The organism is Chryseobacterium balustinum (assembly GCF_900168205.1).
Classification (GTDB): Bacteria; Bacteroidota; Bacteroidia; order Flavobacteriales; family Weeksellaceae; genus Chryseobacterium; species Chryseobacterium balustinum.
This window is the reverse complement of the sequence record NZ_FUZE01000004.1, coordinates 41,532-64,869: the sequence shown is the minus strand read 5'-3', so window position 1 is coordinate 64,869 and position 23,338 is coordinate 41,532. Positions and strand designations below refer to the sequence as shown.

General features: G+C 33.0%; 22 protein-coding genes. 8 read left to right on the top strand and 14 right to left on the bottom strand.

Annotated elements, in window-relative coordinates; all coding sequences use genetic code 11:
• Window positions 1–130: 130 nt before the first annotated feature.
• The gene (locus B5X64_RS07430) at window positions 131–922 is read right to left on the bottom strand and encodes a S1/P1 nuclease (protein WP_079464627.1); all 792 of its coding nucleotides are present in this window, start codon (window positions 920–922) and stop codon (window positions 131–133) included.
• Window positions 923–1,216: 294 nt separating this feature from the next.
• Here B5X64_RS07430 and B5X64_RS07425 point away from each other — a divergent pair, with 294 nt between their 5' ends.
• The 6 genes from B5X64_RS07425 (at window position 1,217) to B5X64_RS07400 (ending at window position 8,886) form a co-directional block, all read left to right on the top strand.
• On the top strand, window positions 1,217–2,158 hold the full coding sequence (locus tag B5X64_RS07425) for a type VI secretion system baseplate subunit TssG (protein ID WP_079464626.1): 942 nt from the start codon (window positions 1,217–1,219) through the stop codon (window positions 2,156–2,158).
• Between the two features lie 55 nt (window positions 2,159–2,213).
• Window positions 2,214–3,107 carry a TssN family type VI secretion system protein gene (locus B5X64_RS07420; RefSeq protein ID WP_079464625.1) on the top strand — a complete coding sequence of 298 codons (894 nt, stop codon included), beginning with the start codon at window positions 2,214–2,216 and terminating at the stop codon, window positions 3,105–3,107.
• A gap of 36 nt (window positions 3,108–3,143) precedes the next feature.
• Window positions 3,144–4,289: a hypothetical protein gene (locus tag B5X64_RS07415; RefSeq protein ID WP_079464624.1), complete on the top strand. Its 1,146-nt coding sequence runs from the start codon at window positions 3,144–3,146 to the stop codon at window positions 4,287–4,289.
• 200 nt (window positions 4,290–4,489) lie between these two features.
• On the top strand, window positions 4,490–5,668 hold the full coding sequence (locus tag B5X64_RS07410) for an aminotransferase class V-fold PLP-dependent enzyme (protein WP_079464623.1): 1,179 nt from the start codon (window positions 4,490–4,492) through the stop codon (window positions 5,666–5,668).
• A gap of 90 nt (window positions 5,669–5,758) precedes the next feature.
• Window positions 5,759–8,161: an alpha/beta hydrolase family protein gene (locus B5X64_RS07405; RefSeq protein ID WP_079464622.1), complete on the top strand. Its 2,403-nt coding sequence runs from the start codon at window positions 5,759–5,761 to the stop codon at window positions 8,159–8,161.
• Between the two features lie 149 nt (window positions 8,162–8,310).
• Window positions 8,311–8,886, top strand: a complete 576-nt coding sequence (locus B5X64_RS07400; RefSeq protein ID WP_074229005.1) for a Crp/Fnr family transcriptional regulator — start codon at window positions 8,311–8,313, stop codon at window positions 8,884–8,886.
• A gap of 323 nt (window positions 8,887–9,209) precedes the next feature.
• Here B5X64_RS07400 and B5X64_RS07395 read toward each other — a convergent pair whose 3' ends face one another.
• From B5X64_RS07395 to B5X64_RS07345, 11 genes are all read right to left on the bottom strand, one after another.
• The gene (locus B5X64_RS07395) at window positions 9,210–9,728 is read right to left on the bottom strand and encodes a GNAT family N-acetyltransferase (protein WP_079464621.1); all 519 of its coding nucleotides are present in this window, start codon (window positions 9,726–9,728) and stop codon (window positions 9,210–9,212) included.
• Window positions 9,729–9,730: 2 nt separating this feature from the next.
• The gene (locus B5X64_RS07390) at window positions 9,731–10,243 is read right to left on the bottom strand and encodes a GNAT family N-acetyltransferase (protein ID WP_079464620.1); all 513 of its coding nucleotides are present in this window, start codon (window positions 10,241–10,243) and stop codon (window positions 9,731–9,733) included.
• A 65-nt stretch (window positions 10,244–10,308) separates the two neighbouring features.
• Entirely contained in the window at window positions 10,309–11,673 is a 1,365-nt protein-coding gene (locus tag B5X64_RS07385; RefSeq protein ID WP_066676663.1) for an MATE family efflux transporter, read from the bottom strand.
• A gap of 69 nt (window positions 11,674–11,742) precedes the next feature.
• Window positions 11,743–12,927, bottom strand: coding sequence for a sigma-54-dependent transcriptional regulator (locus B5X64_RS07380; RefSeq protein ID WP_079464619.1), 1,185 nt, complete (start codon window positions 12,925–12,927; stop codon window positions 11,743–11,745).
• Between the two features lie 56 nt (window positions 12,928–12,983).
• Entirely contained in the window at window positions 12,984–13,643 is a 660-nt protein-coding gene (locus tag B5X64_RS07375) for a YggS family pyridoxal phosphate-dependent enzyme (protein ID WP_066676667.1), read from the bottom strand.
• A 145-nt stretch (window positions 13,644–13,788) separates the two neighbouring features.
• A complete protein-coding gene (locus tag B5X64_RS07370) occupies window positions 13,789–14,652 on the bottom strand; it encodes a polysaccharide deacetylase family protein (RefSeq protein WP_079464618.1) in 864 nt (287 codons plus the stop codon).
• A 113-nt stretch (window positions 14,653–14,765) separates the two neighbouring features.
• Window positions 14,766–15,497 carry a DUF72 domain-containing protein gene (locus B5X64_RS07365; RefSeq protein WP_079464617.1) on the bottom strand — a complete coding sequence of 244 codons (732 nt, stop codon included), beginning with the start codon at window positions 15,495–15,497 and terminating at the stop codon, window positions 14,766–14,768.
• Between the two features lie 79 nt (window positions 15,498–15,576).
• Complete coding sequence (locus tag B5X64_RS07360) at window positions 15,577–18,315, bottom strand: heavy metal translocating P-type ATPase (RefSeq protein ID WP_079464616.1); 2,739 nt, start codon at window positions 18,313–18,315, stop codon at window positions 15,577–15,579.
• A 284-nt stretch (window positions 18,316–18,599) separates the two neighbouring features.
• Window positions 18,600–19,241, bottom strand: coding sequence for an NAD-dependent epimerase/dehydratase family protein (locus B5X64_RS07355; RefSeq protein ID WP_164463409.1), 642 nt, complete (start codon window positions 19,239–19,241; stop codon window positions 18,600–18,602).
• An 83-nt stretch (window positions 19,242–19,324) separates the two neighbouring features.
• Window positions 19,325–19,906 (bottom strand): helix-turn-helix domain-containing protein, encoded by a 582-nt coding sequence (locus B5X64_RS07350; protein WP_079464615.1) that lies wholly within the window; start codon window positions 19,904–19,906, stop codon window positions 19,325–19,327.
• Window positions 19,903–20,298 carry an acyl-CoA thioesterase gene (locus B5X64_RS07345; protein ID WP_066680486.1) on the bottom strand — a complete coding sequence of 132 codons (396 nt, stop codon included), beginning with the start codon at window positions 20,296–20,298 and terminating at the stop codon, window positions 19,903–19,905. The genes B5X64_RS07350 and B5X64_RS07345 overlap by 4 nt, the downstream gene beginning before the upstream one ends.
• A 259-nt stretch (window positions 20,299–20,557) precedes the next feature.
• Between B5X64_RS07345 and B5X64_RS07340 the strand changes: the two genes are divergently transcribed.
• Window positions 20,558–20,938: an RNA recognition motif domain-containing protein gene (locus tag B5X64_RS07340; RefSeq protein ID WP_066680485.1), complete on the top strand. Its 381-nt coding sequence runs from the start codon at window positions 20,558–20,560 to the stop codon at window positions 20,936–20,938.
• Between the two features lie 116 nt (window positions 20,939–21,054).
• Here the strand turns inward: B5X64_RS07340 and B5X64_RS07335 are convergent, their stop codons facing one another.
• Window positions 21,055–21,528: a BlaI/MecI/CopY family transcriptional regulator gene (locus tag B5X64_RS07335; RefSeq protein ID WP_079464614.1), complete on the bottom strand. Its 474-nt coding sequence runs from the start codon at window positions 21,526–21,528 to the stop codon at window positions 21,055–21,057.
• Window positions 21,529–21,537: 9 nt separating this feature from the next.
• Entirely contained in the window at window positions 21,538–22,140 is a 603-nt protein-coding gene (locus B5X64_RS07330; RefSeq protein ID WP_079464613.1) for a phosphatase PAP2 family protein, read from the bottom strand.
• 126 nt (window positions 22,141–22,266) lie between these two features.
• On the opposite strand from B5X64_RS07330, the gene pdhA reads away from it, so the two are divergent.
• Window positions 22,267–23,268, top strand: a complete 1,002-nt coding sequence (gene pdhA / locus B5X64_RS07325; RefSeq protein ID WP_076558496.1) for a pyruvate dehydrogenase (acetyl-transferring) E1 component subunit alpha — start codon at window positions 22,267–22,269, stop codon at window positions 23,266–23,268.
• Window positions 23,269–23,338 lie beyond the last annotated feature (70 nt).

The following is a 23,338-nucleotide window of genomic DNA, read 5'->3' as shown; positions in this document are numbered from 1 at the left end:
CCTAAAGGTTTCAGCATGACAAAGTATGTGAAAAATTATTAAATTTAAAAGCAAAAAAAGCGAAACCGAAGTTCCGCTCTATAATATAAAATAGTTTGACAATCAACTAAAAACCATCAACTATTAACTCTTAAAACAAATCATTCAACAATTTCGCTAATCTCAAACCTCCGTAAAGAAGCTGTCTTTCCATTGTATCATTAAATTTGTACTGATAATCGTAAGATAATTTAGAACCATCTGGAGTCTGAGCATAGATTTTATTGGCAATCTGATGAGAATCATACAACCAGTTTTCTAAAGTCCCCGATTGAATTTGCTTTACTTCATCCTTAGATTTAATATCCAAAAGCTTTGCATATTCTGTGTAGCTGTATTTTTGTGAATCTACCAATTTTCCGTCCCAAACTGAGTGAAGATTTGTTTTATCTCCAAAATAAGTAACGTTAATTTTGTTTCCGCCTAAATCTCCTGATCTTCCAGTGTGCATTGGTTGTGCCAAATCTCCCATCATGTGAATAAGGAAAATTAAAGCAATTTTTCTGTCTTTTTCAGAAGTTTTTTCATCCTTGATCTGGCTAGACAATACTTTGATTTGCGAGTAAAGATTAGCTCCGGCCTGCGCTTTCAAATCTTTTTCAAATGCTGTAAAATCTGTCTGTGGATCAATGTTTACATAATGCCAAGCTGAAGCCTGTTTCCAGGCACCTGTAGTGTCAGATTTAATAAAATCTGGCCAGTTTGCCCAATAAGCCATTCTTTCTTGCCCCAACATTTTTCTGATTTCTCTCTTTGCTTTTCCGGAAAGATGATTTTCTGCAATCTCAGCAATCACTCTATGACCCGTTAATCCCCATGCATAAGAATAAACTGAACTTGCCACAAATGCCAAAAGCAACATTTTAGAATAAATACTTTTCATTTCTTTAAATAATTTTCGAATTGCAAAGATAAGTCAGCCTTATGGAAATTTGACTTTAAAATTCTTTTTTGTTGGTTTTGGAACTGTTAATTTTACGTAAAGTCTATGACAAGACCTTGAGGTAATTTCTTTTAAATTTAAAATATTTCTATTTTAATAAAGATTAATACATAAGAAAATCAATAATTTATATTAAATTACATCATTAAACATAAAAATTTGAGATAAATACTTTTTCAATATAAAGAGATATTTTATCTTTACGATACCAAACATGATCACAGGAAAAAAAATATGTACGACAACAGCACGATAGATATGCATTACAATAAGCTGCAGACAGATTTTAAAGCTGAAGCAGTTGCTGTAAATCTCTTAAAATATCACAGATCTGTAAGCAATATTTTTATTGACAGAATAGGAATAAACGACAGAGCTTATCTTAAAGATATTAAAAGTATTTCAAGTCATTATTTAGGTTTTGACGAGGAAGTTCTCAATATTAAAACGTATCGCGAAGGTATTTACGATTATCTTCCGGAAGGTGTTTTTCATCCGCCGTCACTCAATACTTCCAGAAAAAATGTAGAAAGTGTTGTAAAAGAAATCCGTAAACAAAAAAGGGTAGAAGAGGATGCTAGAAAGTTTTTCAGGCCTTTTGAGTTAGAGATTTTTTTTACAGAAATCAGCGCTTTGCTGAAAGAATATGATTTTGATTTGGCGAGTGATACCGATTCTCTTCTCAATATCTTCAGTGAACTTTGGCCGATCATTAAAATGCTGGACAAGCAGAATGCCTATATTTTTCTTCATGTTTTACCATTTTTTCACAATATCAGAGGCGATAAAAAATGGTTTGAACGTTGTATGACTGCTTTTTTGAAAGTTCCCGTTGAGATTACTTTTACTCCCAACGAAATCGACAGAATGAAAGAAGATGATTCTTCTATACTTCTGGGAAATTCAAGATTGGGTGTCACTTACATTGCAAGCGGAAAACATATGGATGGTGAAAGAAACTGGATTGTAAATATAGGTCCGATCCCGTATGACGAGATGAAAAATTATATTCCCGGTCATCCTTTCAGAAAAGTTTTACAGGCTTTGTACGATTATTGCCTTCCTGTTTCTGTAGATATTGAAGAAAATTTTATCACAGAAAAAAGAGACTATTCTTTTGTGCTGGAAGATGATCACAGAAATACAAACAGGCTTGGTTATTCTACTTTCCTGTAAAATATTTTAATTATATTTACAATTCATCAATCAAACTAAATATTAAAAGAAATAAATGGAAGTTTCTTCAGTAAAAGGTATATTTTTAAGGTATATTTTCGTCCCGCTTATTGCTATCATCATGATGGTGATTTTAGGGGTAATCAGGAAAAACAAACCTGCAATAAAAATCAGAGTTATTATTGTTTATGTACTCTTGTGCAGCTTGTGTCTTGCATTGCCTGGTCTTTTTGGTTTTTCAGGAAATTCGTTTAATCCGTATTGGTATCTTATTTCGCAAATAATTTATCTTATTTTCGGGATTATTCATGTTAATTTAATGCATACGTTTTTCAGAAAGCACTTTCAGTCACAGACTTCAAGCATTATTTTTGAATCTATATTATCATTAACCTGTGCTCTTGTAGGAGCTTATCTTTTCGTTCTGATTTTCGGCTGGATCAGCAAAGGAGCAGGATATCCTGTAATGTCAGCAACCAGCGTACTTATATTTTTTGTACCCATGGTTTTCTATTATTGTTACATTCAGTTTATCAGTATTCCTGTTGATATTTATAAAACATGGAGGTATTCTCCGGATCAGAAACCACCCGATTTTGACGGAGCAGATTTCGACCGTTTAATGGTTTTAAATGTTGAATTGAGCAAAAATCTGGAAGATGCAAATCGTTTTAGAATTAAAGCTAAAACTTTACCGACCGGAGTAACTTTTGGAGACTGGTTTTTCCGTGTAGTTGACGATTACAACCATAAAAACCCAAAATCAATTATTCATCTTACAGATGATCAAAGAGAATCTTATTACTGGATATTTTATACTAAAAAATCGTTTTTCAGTTTCAGAAAATACATCGATTTCGATCAGGATATTACCACGAATACTATTTCAGAAAATGAAGTGGTAATCTGTAAAAGAGTTATTCAGCACGAAGAAGAAGGAAAAAAATAAATCAAATCAAAATCACACAAATAAAAGTATTACAATATGATACAGCCCATAAAACATTTTGCTATCAACTGGGTTGATGGAATGAAAGTTTCGCAGAGACATCTCAACGATCAGGATAATTTTTTAATAGATACGATAAGAGATGCTAATTCTCTTGGGATTACCAATTATAACTATGGTTTGCTGCCTTTGTCGAATGAGTTTACCGATAAAACTATTTTTGATGTTCATAATACAGCAACCAACGATGTACAACTATTTATCAAAAATTGTAGTGCTGTAACTTTAGCGGGTTACAGGTTAGAGCTGAAAGACAGGAGAGTGAGTGTAAAATCTTTGGCTAAATCTTTAAATCTTGATGAAAACCAAATGGATGGAGAATATTATATTTTAATATCCGTAAATCCTTTTGATAAAGTTCCTTTTGGGGATATTGATCCGGAGGAAATTCCGCCAAGACATCCAAATGCACACGCCAATTATCATATTGAATTGCTTCCGGTAAGTTCACTGAACAGTAATCATTCGGGAGGAAATTACTTGGTAGTAGGAAAAGTAGATTTTAAAGGCAATATTGCACAGGTCAACACCAATTTTATTCCACCGTGTACCTCGATTCAGAGTCATCCGGTTTTAATTGATTATTACAACGGATATGCAAAATCTATTGGAAATTTGCAGCAATATGCTTTCAAAATTATTCAGAAGGCTTCGCATAAAAACCAGAATACATCTTTAGCATTGAATGTTAAAGCTTTGTGTACTGTTTTGGTAGATACATTTGGTGATATGTATTTTCAGTTCAGAAATATAATTCCTTACCAAGCGCCGGTTTTTTTAATTGAAACTTTTGCCAAATTAGCTTTAAGAATGTACAATTCAACGCAGATCTTAGTTCCGGGAGAATTGGAAGAAATGCTGAATTATAGCTTAGAATGGAGCGAAATCGCGCCACATACTTTATTAAATCAGCTTTCTACTGTTGCGGAAACGAATTATGATCATCACAATTCCGGTGAACCGCTTTTATACATTAGTCAGATGTTGAGAAGTCTGGAAACTATTTTTGCAAAACTGAGCGAACTAGATTATATCGGACAGAGAAAAGAAAATATCATTGTTAATGAGCAGGAGGTTTCTTCAAACACCAATCCGAAAAGAGGCTGGAGTGTTTTAGATTAAAAGAAATCATTTTTAAAATAAATAAATCCCGATACTTCAAATTCGGGATTTTTTGTATAAAATTATCGTGTCTAATTAGAAGAAAAAGTAAACATGATGTTGTCATTAAAAATAGATCTAGATTGCTACGGAATAACAAACTCTGTGAATAAGAAGCCTAAATAAATTACAGCAAAATCATTCAAAATTAAATGTAAAAAATGAATACAGATAAAATAAGACAGGAAATAAGAGGTTTATCAGACGGAAAATTATTCTTCAATAATGCTGGTTCTTCGTTAATGCCAAATATTGTCGTAGATTCAATGATCGATTATCTGCAACAGGAAGAACAGTTGGGAGGTTATGAAGTGGCCAATAGAAATGCAGAACTGCTTGAGAATTTCTATATTGAAACTGCAAAACTCATCAATTGTAAACCTTCAAATATTGCTTTTATGACAAGTGCTACAGAAGCATTTTCTAAAGCTCTTTCGAGTATTATTTTTAAAGAAGGAGATACAGTTATTACTACAGTTGATGATTATATTTCCAATCAGATTACATTTATTTCACTTCAGAAAAAATTAAATGTAAAGATTATCCGAATTAAGAAACTAAAGGATAATGAACTTGATTTAGAAGATCTTGAAAATTTAATTAAACAACATCACCCAAAACTGGTTGCGGTAACTCATATTCCGACCAATTCAGGATTGATTCAGAACATTGAAGCGGTAGGAAAAGTCTGTCGACAATATGATGTTTTATATTTAGCAGATTGTTGTCAATCGGTTGGGCAAATGGTTGTTGATGTCGAAAAAATTGGTTGTGATTTTTTAACGGCAACCGGAAGAAAATTTATGAGAGGGCCAAGAGGAAGTGGTTTTTTATATGTTTCAGACAGGGTTTTAGAGCAAGATTATGCTCCGATTTTATTGGATATGAGAGGTGCACATTGGTCGGAATACGATGATTACAAATTGTTTGAAACAGCTAAAAGATTTGAACATTGGGAAGTTTCTTACGCCGCAGTTTTAGGGATGATGGAGGCTGTAAAATATGCCAATACTATTGGTTTAAATACTATTGGAAATTATAACATAAAATTAGCCAAAATGCTTAGAACGAATCTTGAAAACTGTGGTTTTAAAGTTTTAGATATCGGAGAAAACTTGAGCAGTATCGTCACATTTTGTGGTCCTGATAATGATCTGGAAAATATCCAGAAAGTTTTGAGAGAACATAATGTTTTCTTTTCGGTAAGCTACAAACATTCTGCATTGATTGATTTTACGGATAAAAAAGTTGACGGGGCTGTAAGACTTTCACCCCATTATTTTAATACATTAGAGGAAGTCGAAAAAGTTTCTGAAGTCCTTAGAAAAAGTTTATTATAATCAAATTTCCCACTTTTTGGAAGTATTGTAAAGTACTAATAACCAAAAATTAATTACTTTTCATTAAATTCGTGAAAAATCAAAAAGATAATGAAGATCAAATTGACCATCTGTCTTCTTGCGTTTCTTAATTTCTATGAAGCTCAGGAAAATATCTCGTATCAGAAACCGTCTGCAGAAATTTTAAAGCTTGCAGATTACGACCGACCGCCAAGTGTTTTGACCAATTCTAAAAAAGATTGGGTTGTTTTTGTGTACCGACCAACGTATAAAACATTAGACGACCTCAATCAACAGGAAATGAAATTGGGAGGATTAAGAATTAATCCTGTTACCAATATTTCAAGCAGTGTAACGTATTCTAATAATCTGAAAGTACGTAAAATGAACGATAAAACGGAAGTTCAGGTAAAAGGTCTTCCGCAAAATCCCAAAATTACGAATACTTCTTTTTCTCCAGACGAAAAGAAATTAGCGTTTACTAATACTACGGATAAAGGAGTTGAGCTTTGGATCGTTGATCTTGAAACCGCAATAGCAAAAAAGATCACTAAAGATAATCTTAATGCAAACTTGCATTATCCATTCGTTTGGATGAAAGATTCCCAGAGTTTTCTAATTAAAATTTTGCCAGAAAATAGACCTCAATTAATTGATCCCTCTAAAGATCTTCCAACAGGACCAATTGTTTCAACAGCAGACGGAAAAGTTTCTCAAAACAGAACATATCAGGATTTGCTTAAAAATCCGCAAGACGAACAAAATTTTGACATTCTTACCGCTTCAGAATTGTATCATGTTGATTTGAATGGCGATCTTAAAAAGTTTAAAGACAAAGATATTTTTTCGGATTTAACGTATTCTCCTGATGGAAATTATTTAATGGTAACAACCATTAAAAAACCATATTCATACATTGTTCCGCTCAATAGATTTCCAATGACCACAACGATTTACGACGCAAAAGGAAATACGGTAAAAGTGGTGAATGAAGTTCCTTTAAATGAAATTATGCCGAAAGGATTTTCATCTGTAAGAACCGGAAAAAGATATATGGGTTGGAGAGCAGATCAACCTGCTACTTTGGTCTATACCGAAGCTTTGGATGGTGGAGATCAGTCTAAAACTGTTGATTTCAGAGATGAAGTTTTCACTTGGGAAGCTCCATTTACAGCTCAACCAAAATCTTTCTTTAAAACAAAACAAAGATATGGTGGCGTAAGCTGGACAAACAATCACTATGCTATCGTTGGTGAAAGCTGGTACGATACAAGAAACACAAAATCTTATTTAGTTGACTTAAACACAGGGAAATCTGAAGTAATAGAAGATAGAAATTATCAGGATGTCTACAGTGATCCAGGAAGTTTTAACACGACAAAAAATGATTTCGGAAGATATGTTATCGATATGAAAGGTGAAAAATCTTACTTGATCGGCGATGGCTTTACAAAAGACGGTCAACATCCCTTCATCGATGAAATGGATATGAAATCTTTAAAAAAGAAAAGACTCTATACCTCAAATCTTAAAAATGCCAAAGAGGAAATCATCGATATTATTGATCCTAAAAAAGGAGAAGTATTAACGATTCAGCAGTCGGCAAGTCAGTATCCGAATTATTTTAAGAAAAATATTAAATCTAATAAATCGGAAGCGGTAACCAATTTTGCCAATCCTTTTGAAAGCATCAAAGATGTTTACAAAGAAGTGATTACCTACAAAAGAAATGACGGGGTTACTTTGACTGGAACACTTTATTTACCGGCAAACTACGACAGAAAAGCAAAAAAAGAAAAACTTCCGTTATTAATCTGGGCTTATCCTACAGAGTATAAAGACAAAAATACTGCAGGACAAAATACTCAAAACCCGAACGATTTTACATTCCCGTATTACGGTTCTTTTGTGTATTGGACGGCAAAAGGATATGCTGTACTTGATGATGCGGCGTTTCCAATTATTGGAGAAGGAAAAACAGAGCCAAATGATACCTTTATTCCACAGTTGGTTGCCAACGGAAAAGCTGCGATTGATGCGGTAGATCAGTTAGGGTATATCGACAGAACAAAAGTTGCAGTTGGAGGACATTCCTACGGAGCTTTTATGACGGCAAATCTTTTAACACATTCTAAAGATTATGCGTGTGGAATTGCAAGAAGTGGAGCATACAACAGAACGTTGACACCTTTTGGTTTCCAAAGTGAGCAGAGAAACTATTGGGATGTTCCGGAAATTTACAACAAAATGTCACCATTTATGAATGCTGATAAAATGAAAACTCCAATGTTATTGGTTCATGGTGATGCCGATAACAATCCGGGAACTTTTACTTTACAGACCGAAAGATATTTTCAGGCTTTGAAAAATCTCGGAGCTCCTGTAAAAATGGTTCTTCTTCCAAAAGAATCTCATGGTTATGCAGCCAAAGAAAATATTCTGCATTTGCTTTGGGAACAAGATCAGTTCCTGGAAAAATGCTTGAAGAAATAATTATATTAAAACTCGTTCTTAGGAGCGAGTTTTTTTATGGATTAAATTTAAATATTCATATTCTATTCATTTTAGTTTTTGTAATTTTCTGCTGATAAAAATGAGTACAAATAATAGATTCCGAAAGGTGTCTATCTGAAATAAAAATAATGTTAAGAACGAACCAACCATTTCTAAATTATCTTGAGATACTTTTTCATAACCAGGAACATAAAGGAAATATTATTTTAGAATCCTTCGAAAAAGACGAAAAATTATTGACGCAAGGCGAAGTTTCCGACAAAATAATGCTTATTAAAAGCGGAATTACCAAATGCTTTTTTACAGAAGAAAGTGATGAGGAATACATTGTTGAGTTTTTGGGAAAAGGAGAAATTCTTGGGGAAATTGAGATGATGAAAAATGTTCCGTGTATCTGCAGCATTGAAGCGATTACCGAGGTTACTGTATTTACGATAACGATTCCGTATTTCCAGTCGTTGATTAAAAGTGATCTTAATTTAAACAATTTACTGTTAGATGTTTTTGCAGAACGTATTGCGAACACCTCAAACCGATCATCTTATCAGCAACTTCACGCTACAGAACATACACTGTCTCAACTTCTCGATTTAAAAGCAAAAGAAATGAAAATTTCAAAAGAAGATATGGCTTCCTATTTGGGAACAACTGTAAAAAGTCTTACCAAAGCCATAAAAGATTATGAAAAGAAAAAGAAGGTGTAATTAAATCCAAATATTTATTTTTTCGAAATTCAAAACAAAAAAGCTGGTGAAAATACCAGCTTTGAAGATTTTATTAAAGATGCAAACCTAACTTATTTAGGCTACGGAGGAATTTTACTTTAAAAATATAGTTTTTATCTGATTAAATAATCATAAACTTCTCACGAAGATTGTACCAAAAGCTCCCGTGGATTTGCATAAATCGACGGGAGCTTTTAGAAAAAGCAGGCTTGCTTTTTAAAATTGCTTACTTAGCTTTTTTAAACTTCATTACAGGAAGCATTTTCTTTACGATTAATTTTAAGTGAAAAGCTATTTGATAATTACAACTCCTTTCTCATCATCAAATCCGTCTGTTCTTCATCACCAAACTTAAAAATATGTTTGTCAAATTCTACGAAACCATTCTTTTTATAAAACTTAACGGCTCTGTGGTTTTCTTCCCAAACGCCTAACCAAACGTATTGCAAGTTTTTACTTTGTGCAATTTCCAATGCTTTGTCATATAAAATCTGCCCAACTTTCTGACCGTGATAGTCTTTTAAAACATAGATTCTTTCAATTTCAAGAGCATTTTTATCCTGTAATTCAGTTTGTGCATCCCCTGAATTGACTTTCAAATAGCCGACAACATCACCAAGATAGATAGCAAAGAAAAATTCAGAATCTTTATTTTTAAGTTCTGACAGCAATTTTTCTTCAGAAAATTTCTCGTTAAGATATTTTTCCATGTTTTCTGCACTGTTATAGGGCGAAAAGGTTTCGAAAAAAGTCTTTTTCGCAATACGCTGAAGCTTTTCAATATCGTCGAGCTTAATTTTTTCAATGACTATATTTTCCATATTTATCTTATCATTTTATTTTTAATTGTATAAATCACACCTTCTTGCCCATCAAAATCGAAGCCTTTTTCATATTGAAGTCCGATTTTTTCTAAAACTTTTACAGATGCTGTATTTTCTTTCATTGCTCTTCCTACAATTGTTTTTAAATTTAATATCTCAAAACCATAATCGATACAGGCTTTTGCACTTTCGGTAGCAAATCCCTGATTCCAGAAATGTTCAAAAAAACGGAAACCAATATCGGTTTCATCCAATTTTTCATCATATTTTAATCCGCACCAACCAAAAAATATCTTAGTTGACTTATCGACAACTGACCATCTTCCAAAACCATTTCTTTGGTAATCGGAATAATTTTCCAGAAAGGCTTTAGCTTCATCAATATCTTTAAAAGCAGAATTTCCGGTATATTTTATAACGTTTGGATTTAAATTTAATTCATAAAAACTTTCTGCATCGCTAATATCAAATTCTCTAAGCAAAAGACGGTCGGTTTCTAGTATTATTTTCATGACGGATTAGTTTCGAATCTTAAAGATAATAAATAAAAAAAGCGATCCAAAGACCGCTTTCAATATTATATTTTGTTTGCTTTAATTCTTCGGGCAGACATATCGAGAAAACGTTTCACCAGCATAAATGCAGAAATCGTTAATCCTAATCCAAGTGCGATCCACATTCCGAAAGCGCCCATTTCTAAGGTTACACAAAGGAAATATCCTAAAGGAATTGTAATCAGCCAATAAGCAATAAATGTAATGATTGACGGGATTTTCACATCCTGTAAACCTCTCAACATTCCCAAAGCTGTCACTTGAATTCCATCAGAAAGCTGGAATAATGCAGCGATGATCATAAGCTTTGAAGCTAACATGATTACTTCTACTTCTTCTGGTTTTGTGAAAAATGTAGGCAGAATATTTCTTCCTAAAATAAATATAACTCCACAAAAACACATAAAAAGAAATGCAATTTTTAAGTTATTGATTCCTATTTTTCTTAATTCCACAAAATTTTGTTCACCTAATTTTCTACCGATCATTACGGTTGAAGCTACACTAAAACCAATACATAAATTAAAGGTAAATGATGCCATACTTAAAGCAATCTGGTGTGAAGCAATATCGTGAGATGAAATTAATCCGCAGATAAACGCTGCTCCTGCAAAAGCTGTTACTTCAAAAAACATCTGTAATGCAGTCGGGAAACCTAATCTTACCATTTTTTCGAACATTTTCTTAGAAAAAACCTGCATTTTTAATGAAAAATCTTTGATGTACTGTTTGGTTTTTGGTTCTTTCATTAAAACAAAATAAAGAAAAACAACCATGAAAATTCTGGCAATTAAACTGGCTAAGGCAGAACCTTTTACACCCATTTCAGGGAAAATCCAAATTCCTTGAATCAATACATAATTGAGCACAATATTGATTACGTTAGCAATAATTGTTGCTTTCGTTACTCCAATGGTATAAGATAAACCTTCAGAAACCTCTCTCAAAGTCTGAAATGCCATAAACGGAACAATACTGATCGCCATGATCCATAAGAAATCTACTGTATCGGGAATGATTTTTGCCGGCTGACCAGAGTGATAGAGCAGTGGTAATCCTAAAAATAAGATCAACATCAGAATAATTCCTACAGTCATGTTGATGACAAAACCGTGACTGAAAACTGAATTAATGGTTTTGTGATCATTTTTAGAATGTGCCTCAGACACCAATGGCGGGATGGCAAAAGAAAAGCCCAGTGCCAAAACAAACATCGAGAAAAACACGGCATTTCCCAAAGAAACCGACGCCAAAGCATCTGCTCCCAAGAGTTTTCCTACGATGATATTATCAAAAAGGTTGACAGATACCTGCCCAACTTGCGTAAGCATTACCGGAAGAGCCAGCGTTAAGGCTTCTTTCGTGTAATTTTTATTTAAAAAGCTCATAATAGTTCAAAAAAAATTTGCAGTATAGGTACTGCAAATTTTTATAATGTATTTTAATTAATAATTAAATTATTTTCTAACAAAACTTGCAACATCCTCTTCGGAAACCGTAGCTCCTCCAAGAATAATTAATCTTTCCACAACATTTCTCAGCTCTCTGATATTTCCGGTCCATGAAAGGGCTTTTAATGCGTCAATCGCAGAATCATCAAACTTTTTCAATGCAGTACCGTGCTCATCAGCAATCATTCCCGAAAAGTGACTTACCAAAAGGCTGATATCTTCTTTTCTGTCATCCAAAGGCGGTACATATATTTCAATTACAGAAAGTCTGTGATACAAATCTTCTCTGAATCTTCCAGCTTCAATTTCTGTCTGCATATTTTTATTGGTTGCAGCCAAAACTCTTACATCAACTTTGATTTCTTTGTCGCTTCCTACCGGAGAAACTTTGCTTTCCTGCAATGCTCTCAAAACTTTTGCCTGAGCAATTAAACTCATATCTCCAATCTCATCTAAGAAAATGGTTCCACCGTTCGCTTGCTCAAATTTCCCCTGCTTATCTTTTATAGCTCCTGTAAATGAGCCTTTTACGTGACCAAAAAGTTCAGATTCAATTAATTCAGAAGGTATTGCCGCACAGTTTACCTCCACCATTGGGCCTCTCGATCTTTCACTTAAGTTGTGAATGGCATGAGCTACCAATTCTTTTCCTGCTCCGTTTGGCCCGGTAATCAAAACTCTAGCGTCTGAAACAGCTACTTTTTCAATCATATCCTGAATTTTCTTTAAAGCAACAGATTCACCAATCATTTGGTATTTTTTGTTGACTTTCTTTTTCAGGGTTTTATTTTCGGTCTGAAGATTTTTATTCTCTTTCTTTAATGTTTCTTTCACCAAAGCATTTTTCACACTTGTTATCAAACGGTTGATATCAATTGGTTTAGAAATAAAATCGTATGCACCGTCCTTTAAGCAAGAAACCGCAGAATCAATGTCGGCATGCCCGGAAATCATAATAAAAGTAGTCTCGGGTTTAAGAGCTAAACTTTGCTTTAGAAGCTCAGTTCCTGAAAGTTTTGGCATTTTGATGTCTGAAATCACCAATGCGAAATCTTCTTTCTCTATTTGTTTATAGCCTTCTAAGCCATCGTCGGCAATGACAAATTCATAGTCAGTTAGTTCGTCCGAAAGGATACTGTGAAGTACTCCGGAAATTGCTTTTTCGTCTTCTACAATAAGGATTTTTTGCATAGTTGCAAATTTAGGTATTTTTTGCTTGAGTATTAGCAAATATCATTCCTAAAAGTCTATATTGAGTAGTCTCTTCGTCCAAAAATTGCAGAACCTACCCGTACAGAATTTGCTCCACACTCAATAGCAATCGGGAAATCATCACTCATTCCCATTGATAAAGTTTCTAATTTTTGAGTTTGACTTAGTTCATCAAAGAGATTTTTTAGTATTAAAAACTCTTTTTTAATTTGATTTTCATCTTCTGTAAAAGTTGCCATTCCCATTAAACCTGTGATTTCGATATTTTCAAATTTCCCGTTAACGAATTTTTCGAATAAAGATTTTGCGTCTTCAATTTCCAATCCGAATTTTGTGTCTTCTTCTGCAATTTTTACCTGAAGTAAAACTTTTATCTTACGGTTGTGTTTTCCAGCTTCTTTGTTGATTTCATTTAAAACCTTTTCAGAATCTACACTTTGAATAGTATCAACAAATTCTGCAATATATTTCACTTTATTGGTCTGAAGATGTCCGATGATATGCCATTGAATATCTTTTGGAAGGAGAGGATGTTTTTCAACTAATTCCTGAACCTTATTTTCACCAAAAACTTTCTGTCCCAAATCGTAAACCTCCTGAATAGAAGAAACGGGATGCGTTTTTGAAACGGCTACCAATTGTACATTTTCCGGAAGACGGCTTTTTATATCTCTGTAATTTTCCTGAATACTCATAATTGCAAATTTCTGAATTTTAAAACAAAAAACAGTGTTTTTATTTTAAATAATTTCCACAGATTTAGCAGGTTCCCACGGATGATTGAGAATATTTTTTAAATATAAACATCTGTGAAAATCTACGAAATCTGTGAGAGAAATATTAATTTAAAATCTCATTGATTTTCGGATATGCAGAAATTTTTCTGAAAACAAAACGATTTGATTTTTGTAGTTTTTCAATAAATAAATCAAGCTCAATAATTGAGTCTGCATCGGTAAGATACTGATCGTGGGTAAGGAAAACCAAATGTCTTGATGTCTTTTCAAGGTCATTAAAGAAAATACTGTCTACTTTTTTAAGCATTTCCTGATGGTTTCCTTTCAGATGCATTTTATTGGTAGGTTTCCATTCCAAATCCCAACCGATTACTTTATAGCCGGCGGTTTTTAGTCTATCTGCTGCTTCAGTAGAGCTTTTAATATCGGTAACATTAATATTATTGAGCCTCCAGATATTTCTTCCGGGAGTTCTTGCTATTTTTCCGGGGAGCTTTAAGCTGTCTTTAGCAATATTAAAATCATTAACAACAGCTTCAGGATTTTTATAAAAATTTGAATATTTATTGTGAGCATGAGTATAGCTATGATTGGCAAGCTCAATCAAACGGTCAGTTCTCATTATTTCGAGATCTTCTTTCTGTTTTTTGCTGTCTGTTGCATGTTTTCCCACGAGAAATGCAGTCGCAGAGATATTTCTTTTGTGTAATATTTTTAAAAGATTTTCGGTGCCACGATTGGGTCCGTCGTCGAAGGTAAGGTAAATTACTCTTTTGTCTGTAGGTACACTTTCATCATCTATTCTGGGGACTTTTGCGACGGGAGGCAGTTTTGCAAGAACTTTTTCAGTTTCTTTTACTTCAGTTTTTTGATTGCATCCTGTAAATAGGGTTGATGTTACAGTCATCACTGTAATCATCCTTAGAAAAGTCTTGCCTACAGACTTTTCCGCAAAAGTTTTTTTCATAAAGAGTAATGGGAATTAAATTGTTAAAAATCGTTAAATTTTACGATTTTAGTTAACAAAGATAATGCCAATTTTTGTGTAAATATCACTTTTTAAGGATTTTTTAATTAAAATTATTTAGCTAAATATTTTTTAAGTTGAATAGCATTTTTAACCGCCGCATTTCCCCAGGTATTATTAAAAAATACAAAACCTTTTTTTCCTGATTTTAAAATGTTTTCACTTAAAGATTTTATTTCATCTTCCGAATATTCAGATTTATAGAGTATCGGTTTTCCGTGAAGTCGGTAATAGAATAGTTCAGAATGATTGATAATGAAATTTTCGGGAAGGTTTCCAGGAAAACTTACTCCAGAAAAGATTATATTTTTTGAACTTAAGATTTTGTAAATATCATCACGCCACCACGTTTCATGACGAAATTCAATAACATTTAAATCATTAAAATCTACATTATTTAAAATTAAATCCAGATTCTCTTCTGTATTTTTAAACGATGGTGGAAACTGATACAGAAAGCCTGAAAGCTTTTCATCCAAATGTTTTTGAATATGCGAACAGAATTCTGCAATTTCTTCTTTACAATCTTTTAAGCGTTTTTCGTGAGAGATTACTTTAGGAATTTTAATGAAAAATCTAAAATCATCAGGCGTTTCGTCAAACCATTTTTGGAGTGTTTTTGCAGTTGGTTTTCTGTAAAATGTAGAGTTGATTTCAACCGAATTAAATTCTTTCGAATATAAAATCAAAAAGTCTTTACTTTTGGCATCTTCTGGATACAGCGAACCTTTCCAATCATTATTGTAAAACCCTGAACAGCCGATGTAAAAACTTTCTTTTTTCATGTATTTATTATTTTCTCACAGATTTAACGGATCTTTTTTCAACTAATTAATCTACTAAATCTGTGAGAGTTTTTTAACTTTATTTAATATCTAAATCCACAGAATTGAGGCGTAATGAGTTTAATATTACAGATAAAGAACTAAGGCTCATTGCTGCCGCTGCAATCATTGGTGATAACAAAATTCCGAAAAATGGATACAACAATCCTGCCGCAACTGGGATTCCCAAAACATTATAAATAAAAGCAAAGAATAAGTTTTCTTTGATGTTTCTCAATAGTTTTTCGCTTAATATTTTTGCTTTAGCAATCCCTAAAATATCACCTTTCAGTAATGTAATTTCTGCAGTTTCTATGGCTACATCAGTTCCTGTTCCCATGGCAATTCCGACATTGGATTGCGCTAAAGCAGGGGAGTCGTTGATTCCGTCTCCGGTCATGGCAACAATTTTTCCCTGTTCCTGAAGTTTTTTCACTTCATTTAATTTATCTTCAGGAAGACAGCTTGCTTTGTAATTTTTGATTCCTAACTCGTCTGCTACAGCTTTTGCGGTATTTTCGTTGTCACCGGTCATCATAATCACCTCGATGCCTTCATTGATTAAATGCTGAACAGCTTTTCTGGAACTTTCTTTAATTTTATCGCTGAAACTTACAAAACCTAAAGTCTGATTTTCCTGAGCAATAAAAGAGATCGTATGCGCTTTTGATTGAATTTCCTTCGCTTTTAATTTTAAATCTTTCGGAATTTGAATCCCATTAGAAGCTAATAGATTTTCATTTCCTAAATAAACCGTTTTACCATTAATCATTCCTTTTACTCCTTTACCGGAAATATTTTCAAATTTTTCAACTTTTTCGGCTGAAATATGATCGGCTTTTGCTTTTTTGATTACAGCACTTGATAGTGGGTGTTCTGAATTTTGATTTAAAGAATAAGCTAATTTTAAAATTACATTTTCAGAAGAGTTATTAACGGTTTCTATATGTTCTAAAGATGGTTTTCCTTCGGTTAGAGTTCCTGTTTTATCTGTAATTAAAACGTTTACTTTGTGCATTGATTCAAGAGCTTCGGCGTTTTTTATAAGAATTCCATTTTTAGCGCCTTTACCAATTCCCACCATTAAAGACATCGGAGTTGCCAATCCTAAAGCACAAGGACAAGCGACAATAAGAACCGCAACGGCATTAATAAAAGCAAATAAGGTTTTCTGACCTTCCGGACCGAAAATCTGCCATAAAATAAAAGTAATGACAGCAACAACAATAACGGTCGGAACAAAAACTTTAGCCACTTTATCAGTCAGTTTCTGGATTGGAGCACGGCTTCTGCTTGCGTCATTTACCATTTTTATAATCTTCGAAAGCAACGTCTCATCGCCTACTTTTTCGGCTTTCATCAGAAAAACCTGATTTCCGTTAATCGTTCCTGAAGTTACTGAGTCATCAATATTTTTCTCAACAGGGATGGGTTCCCCAGTAATCATACTTTCGTCAACGATAGAGTTTCCTTCGATTATTTTTCCATCAACAGGAATTTTTTCTCCCGGCTTTACTTTTAATATATCTCCAATTTTCACTTCGGAAAGCGGAACTCTTTTTTCTTCATTATTAACCATTAGATTGGCTTCATCAGGAGAAAGATTCATCAGTTCTTTAATGGCATTTCCTGTCTTTTTATGAGCTAAAGCTTCCATCAGCTGACCTAGAATGACCAAAGTCATGATCACACAAACAGCCTCAAAATATAAAGGAATCTCATGGTTGTGACCTCGGACTTCATGAGGAAGCAAATCTGGAAAAGCTAAAGCAATGATGCTGAAAATAAACGCTGCAGCAACGCCTAAAGCAATTAAACTAAACATATTTAGATTCCATGTTTTAAATGAAACCCAACCTCGTTTCATCAAAAACCATCCGGAATAAAATAAAACAGGAAGTGTTAAAATCAATTCAAAAATCCCCTGAAGATTATGCGAAAACGGAAAATCGATCACCATTCCACCCATTGAAAGAATAAAAACGGGAATGGTGAAAGCCAAAGAAATAATGAATTTTCTTTTTAAAATAAGATAAGTATCATCGGCTTCTTCTTCTCCTTTTTCAGGATATTTTACCAAATCCATCCCGCAAACAGGACAACCAACATTGCTGTCGTAAGTTTTATCACCTTCACAGAACATAGGACAGTAATATTTTCCTGCCATATCATCTGTAACTTTTGGTGTTTCGTGTTGTTGATGATTGTGATGATGATGTGAATGAGGAGCCGAATTTTTAACCAAACCTTCGGTAATTTCTTCCAAATGCATGTGACAAACCGGACAGTCTGTTTTTTCTTCGTACACTTTATCACCTTCACAGAACATCGGACAATAATAATTTCCAATTTGGTCTTTGAAATTTTCAGGCAAGTTGATCGAAGAGTATGTTGGTTTATGATTAGGATCTTTTGCTAATTTTTCCTCAATCGGAACCAAATACATATTGCAATCAGGACATCTTTTTCCTTGTTGGAAATATACTTTATCGCCCTCACATTCCATCGGGCAGTAATAAACGGAAGAAGTCGAAACCCGGTCTTGAGGTTTTACAAAAGTGTTTTCCGGTTTATTGGGATCTTCTAAGTTATAATTTCCAATTTCTGAAAGTGCTTTATTCAATTCATTCAGATTGATTTCTGCATCAGAAGTGATTTCAACAGAGCTGGTTTCAAGATTGACATCAGCTGAAATTCCGTTTATACTGTTTAGTTTTTCTGAAATCTTTTTCTGGCAACCAGAACAGGTCATTCCGAGGATATTATATTTTTGTAGCATAAGTCATAATTTATGGTACAAATTTCCAAAATATAGATTGAAGACTGTTACAGATTTAAGGATAATTGTTATAAAATTTTGTGGTTGAAATTTTACTAATTTGAGATTTAACCACAAAAGGAACAAAAGGCAATTATAAAGCTATTATTAGATAATCAAAGTTCTCAAAAGAACAAAAAATCAAAGATTTTTAAAGGTTTTTGTGTGCTTTTTTCTCAATACTCATTAACTAAATAGAAGCATCTAAATCTTTTGCCTCTTTTGTGGTTAAATAAAAAGTTTTATTAAGCAATTTTTTTAATGTCTGCTACTTCCAGAATTTGTTTTGAATAGCCTTTTTCTGAAATATTAATCATTGCTCTACCGACTTCTTGTAATGTTAATGAGCTTTTCGGAAAAAGTGTAGGGTAGAATGCCCCGAAAATTTTAAAAATTGTTTTTACGTTTTTCTGCTCTTTAAAATGTTTCATAAAACCTGGCCGGAAATTGTATTGTCCTTTAAAGTTCAATTTCATTAAGTCATTTTCAGTTTTTCCTTTTACTCTTGCCCACATTATTTTTCCTGCTTCTGTGCTGTCTGTGCTTTTACCGGATATATAATTGAATGTCATATTTGGGTTCAAATCCAATAAAGTTTTAGCAAAATGAAGGGTTGTGTCAAAAGTTATTTTAGTATATTTCTCTTCGTCTAAACCTATCGAACTAATTCCAGCACAATAAAAACACGCATCATACCCTGTCAATTGATTATGGAAATTGTCTAATTGTAAAAAATCACCAATGATAAGTTCTTTCAGTTTTGGATGACTTATTCCACAAGATTTACGACTTACGCTTAGTATTTCAGATACTTTATTATTTTGTAGACACTCAATCAGAACGCCTTCTCCGACCATTCCTGTTGTTCCGGTAATTATTATTTTCACTTTGTTGTATTTTGTGTTTTATTAAAATAATATTGAATCTTGTTCTTTCATTAAAAGGTAGGTTCAATATTTTGGTATTTTTATTAATTTTTAGCTTCAGTTTCTTGCACCATATCCAAAGATTTTCTGTTGTGAACTTTCAGTTTTTTAAATTCAGTAGGTGTGAATCCTGTAGTACTTCTAAATTGTGATGATAAATGCTGCACGCTTTTGTAGCCCAGTTTTCCTGCAATTTCTGTTAAATTAAATTCATTGTAAAGAAGCAGTTCTTTTACTTTTTCAATTTTTTGAAGAATAAAAAACTGTTCAACCGTAATATTTTCATTTTGCGAAAAGACTTTTGATAATGAACTGTAATCTTTATGAAGTTCTACACTTAAAAATTTCGACAGTAAAAAGTTTTCATCAATATCAAGTTTTCCGATTTTAATGATGATAAGATTTTTAATTTTATCGACTAGTTGATGGGTTGCATCTTTTATTCTTTCAAAACCAGTTTCATTTAATCGATTTTCAATGAGTTGAATATCGGTTTTTGAAACTTCACCATCAATTTCTACTTCACCTAAAGCGATTTGAGTGATTTTTATATTGAATTCTTCAAAAATGGCTGAAACGGCAGCGATGCACCTTCCACATACCATATTTTTTATGAAAATTTTCATAATGAATTGTTCAATCTGTCTTTCACAAATTCTACTTTTGTTTTCCCGTGCGCTGCAGGATTTCCGTTTTCATCAAGGTTTACCATTACAATTTTGTCAACGGTGATGATGGTTTGGTGCGTCATTTTATTTCTTACATCACATTTCAGCGTGAGCGAAGTAGATCCAAAAGATGAAACTTCAATCCCAATTTCGATGATATCACCTTGTTTTGCCGAGCTTACAAAATTTATTTCTGAAATAAACTTAGTGACTACTTTTTTGTTTTCTAACTGAATGACTGCATACAATGCAGCTTCTTCATCAATCCATTGTAATAGTTTTCCTCCGAATAATGATTGGTTTGGGTTAAGATCTTCTGGTTTTACCCATTTTCTAGTATGATAATTCATTTTTTATGATTGTTTTCAGTACAAATTTAGTTTTAAAAATAAGTTTTTCAAAAGTTTATTTAATGAAAAATTCATCATTTTTTTGCGATATTATTACAAGTTTATAATACAAGTGAATTAATCTATTAAAAAGTTTTGATTTGTTGTTTTTAATTGTATCTTGCACCTGTTTATATTTGGAATCAATATCATGTTCATTATTATGTTGCTTTTCTTTTATATACCAATTTTATATATTAATTTTTAATTTTTTTTTAAAATGAACATTTTTGTTTCAAACATCAATTACGCAACTAAAGAATATGAGTTGCACGATTTATTCGCAGAATTTGGCGATGTATCATCAGCTAAAATTGTAACAGACAGAGAAACTGGTCGTTCTAGAGGTTTCGGTTTTATCGAAATGGGTGACGAAGAAGGAGGTCAAGCTATTGAAGCTCTTAACCAGAAAGAATTTAACGGAAAAATTCTTAACGTATCTGAGGCTAAGCCAAGAGAAGAAAAACCAAGAAGAAGTTTTGATAATAACAGAAGCGGTGGTGGAAGTTATGGTAACAACCGTGGAGGAGGTAACTCTGGAGGTGGTTACGGAAGCAACAACAACCGTGGAGGTAACGGAGGCGGCGGAAGTCGTTGGTAAAAAATTGAAGCGGCTTTTAAGCCGCTTTTTTTTATGTCTTTATTTTTAATAATTAGTTTAAAAGTTGTTTTTCAGTTTTGTTGTTACATCAATTAACTAAAACCAACCACTATCAACTAATTTTCATTCTTTTTCTTCTTCTTTTTCTTATCCTTTCCTTTCTTGTCTTTTTTAGGATTTAAGATTTCTTCAGCATACTCTAGTTTTGGCACTTTTACTTTTGCAGGTTTCATTTCGATTTTAAGGTCAAAATAAGTTCTAAGATCATTCTGTGAAATTAAATTTTCATTAAATAAAAATTCCAGAATTTCTTTTCCTGAATCATTAAAGAAATTATGCGAAAGTTCTTTCAATAAAAATTTTTTATAATCTTCAAAAGGTACAATTACGGAGTATTTGAAAATTCTGCCTTCTTTTTCTGTAGACAAATAGCCTTTTTCAACTAATATTTTTAGGTATGTTGAAACAGTGTTTTGATGGGGTTTGGGTTCCGGATGTTGCTCCATAACGTCCTTTAAATAAAAGCTTTGGAGTTTCCAGAATAACTTCATTAGATTTTCTTCGGCAGAGGTAAGATGATTTATTTTCATAAAATATTCTTAGTGTTGAAATTGAATATTGCAATAAAGATAAATAAAAGATACCAAAAAAGCTATTCCTGCACCCATAAATACCTCTTTTACGGTGTGTCTTTTTAAAATGACTCTTGTAATTCCTACCAAAGCTGCAATTCCGAACCAAAAAATTCCCGCTTTCCAGTCGAATGCATAAAACAATGCGGCAACAAATATATTGAATGCTGTATGCATCGAACTTTTAATATATAAATTACTGTATTGAAGAGCAAAAAGCAAGATCAAAATAAAGAGCATTACAAAATCAATGAAACCATTCATTACAAAATGATAAATTTGATAGATAACAATACAGATTGCAATAAAAATATATAAAGATTTTCTCTGCACCCGGTTTGAAACATCCATATTGGTATATCTGCCTGTTTTTACATTCCAAATTAACCAAACAACTACCGGAATAATAACCATTACTAATATAGGAAGGAAGTGTGAAGTCGCTTGTTTAAACGTATAATTCTGGAAACTTAAATACACAAAATAAATAAACAAAGAAACCAACGGGTTGAAAAAGTCTGAGATAATTCTTGAAATAATATGCAGTGCCGAAGTCTTTTTTTCTTCCATAATTAAGTTTGAAATGTAAATATAACATTATAAGTAAAAAAACAATTGCCGCGCATATAATAAAAACGAAGTTTTTTTTATATTTTTGCTCAACTATTTCATAATAAATAAGCAAGAAGCTCGCACATGAAAGAATTTTCTAAAGAGATATACCTAAAGTGGTATGAAGATATGACAATGTGGAGAAGGTTTGAAGACAAATGCCGTTCTCTTTATCTAAAACAAAAAATCAGAGGTTTTTTACATTTGTACAACGGTCAGGAAGCTATTCCGGCTGGTTTTACGCATGCAATGGATTTAACCAAAGATAGTATGATCACTGCTTACAGATGTCACATTCATCCGATGGCAATGGGAGTAGATCCTAAAAGAATCATGGCAGAACTTTGTGGTAAAGCTACAGGTACTTCCGGTGGTATGGGTGGATCTATGCACATTTTCAGTAAAGAACACCGTTTTTACGGAGGTCATGGTATTGTAGGAGGACAGATTCCTTTGGGAGCAGGTATTGCTTTTGCAGATAAATTCTTCGACAGAAAAGCAGTAAACATCTGTTTCTTTGGAGATGGTGCTGCAAGACAGGGGTCTCTTCACGAAACGTTCAACATGGCAATGAACTGGAAACTTCCTGTGGTATTTGTTGTTGAAAACAACCAGTATGCAATGGGAACTTCTGTAAAAAGAACAGCTAACCATGAAGATATCTATAAATTAGGTTTAGGATACGAAATGCCGTGTCTTGCTGTAGATGCAATGGATCCTGAGAAAGTGGCTGAAGCTGCTTACGAAGCTATTGAAAGAGCAAGAAGAGGTGATGGGCCTACTTTTATCGAAGCTAGAACTTACCGTTTCAGAGGACACTCAATGTCTGATGCAGAACCTTACAGATCTAAAGACGAAGTTGCTATTCATAAAAAAGATGATCCTATTGAATTAATCAAGGAGAGAATCTTAGCAAACAGCTGGGCAACCGAGGAAGAATTGGAAGCTATGGATAACAAATCTAGAGATTTCGTAGAAGAATGTATCGAGTTTATGGAAAACTCTCCGTATCCTGATGCAGAAAAAGTTTATGAGTATGTTTATGCTCAAGAAAACTATCCGTTTTTAGATAAATTAGAAAATTAAAAAATAATAATTAATTTGATATTCGAATTTGAGTTTCCCTAATCTCAAATCTCGAATCTCGAATCTCAAA

Bases quoted from the DNA above. Each gene is read 5' to 3' on its own strand.
- B5X64_RS07430 (WP_079464627.1), bottom strand. From the start codon at position 922: ATGAAAAGTATTTATTCTAAAATGTTGCTTTTGGCATTTGTGGCAAGT.
- B5X64_RS07425 (WP_079464626.1), top strand. From the start codon at position 1,217: ATGTACGACAACAGCACGATAGATATGCATTACAATAAGCTGCAGACA.
- B5X64_RS07420 (WP_079464625.1), top strand. From the start codon at position 2,214: ATGGAAGTTTCTTCAGTAAAAGGTATATTTTTAAGGTATATTTTCGTC.
- B5X64_RS07415 (WP_079464624.1), top strand. From the start codon at position 3,144: ATGATACAGCCCATAAAACATTTTGCTATCAACTGGGTTGATGGAATG.
- B5X64_RS07410 (WP_079464623.1), top strand. From the start codon at position 4,490: ATGAATACAGATAAAATAAGACAGGAAATAAGAGGTTTATCAGACGGA.
- B5X64_RS07405 (WP_079464622.1), top strand. From the start codon at position 5,759: ATGAAGATCAAATTGACCATCTGTCTTCTTGCGTTTCTTAATTTCTAT.
- B5X64_RS07400 (WP_074229005.1), top strand. From the start codon at position 8,311: ATGTTAAGAACGAACCAACCATTTCTAAATTATCTTGAGATACTTTTT.
- B5X64_RS07395 (WP_079464621.1), bottom strand. From the start codon at position 9,728: ATGGAAAATATAGTCATTGAAAAAATTAAGCTCGACGATATTGAAAAG.
- B5X64_RS07390 (WP_079464620.1), bottom strand. From the start codon at position 10,243: ATGAAAATAATACTAGAAACCGACCGTCTTTTGCTTAGAGAATTTGAT.
- B5X64_RS07385 (WP_066676663.1), bottom strand. From the start codon at position 11,673: ATGAGCTTTTTAAATAAAAATTACACGAAAGAAGCCTTAACGCTGGCT.
- B5X64_RS07380 (WP_079464619.1), bottom strand. From the start codon at position 12,927: ATGCAAAAAATCCTTATTGTAGAAGACGAAAAAGCAATTTCCGGAGTA.
- B5X64_RS07375 (WP_066676667.1), bottom strand. From the start codon at position 13,643: ATGAGTATTCAGGAAAATTACAGAGATATAAAAAGCCGTCTTCCGGAA.
- B5X64_RS07370 (WP_079464618.1), bottom strand. From the start codon at position 14,652: ATGAAAAAAACTTTTGCGGAAAAGTCTGTAGGCAAGACTTTTCTAAGG.
- B5X64_RS07365 (WP_079464617.1), bottom strand. From the start codon at position 15,497: ATGAAAAAAGAAAGTTTTTACATCGGCTGTTCAGGGTTTTACAATAAT.
- B5X64_RS07360 (WP_079464616.1), bottom strand. From the start codon at position 18,315: ATGCTACAAAAATATAATATCCTCGGAATGACCTGTTCTGGTTGCCAG.
- B5X64_RS07350 (WP_079464615.1), bottom strand. From the start codon at position 19,906: ATGAAAATTTTCATAAAAAATATGGTATGTGGAAGGTGCATCGCTGCC.
- B5X64_RS07345 (WP_066680486.1), bottom strand. From the start codon at position 20,298: ATGAATTATCATACTAGAAAATGGGTAAAACCAGAAGATCTTAACCCA.
- B5X64_RS07340 (WP_066680485.1), top strand. From the start codon at position 20,558: ATGAACATTTTTGTTTCAAACATCAATTACGCAACTAAAGAATATGAG.
- B5X64_RS07335 (WP_079464614.1), bottom strand. From the start codon at position 21,528: ATGAAAATAAATCATCTTACCTCTGCCGAAGAAAATCTAATGAAGTTA.
- B5X64_RS07330 (WP_079464613.1), bottom strand. From the start codon at position 22,140: ATGGAAGAAAAAAAGACTTCGGCACTGCATATTATTTCAAGAATTATC.
- pdhA (WP_076558496.1), top strand. From the start codon at position 22,267: ATGAAAGAATTTTCTAAAGAGATATACCTAAAGTGGTATGAAGATATG.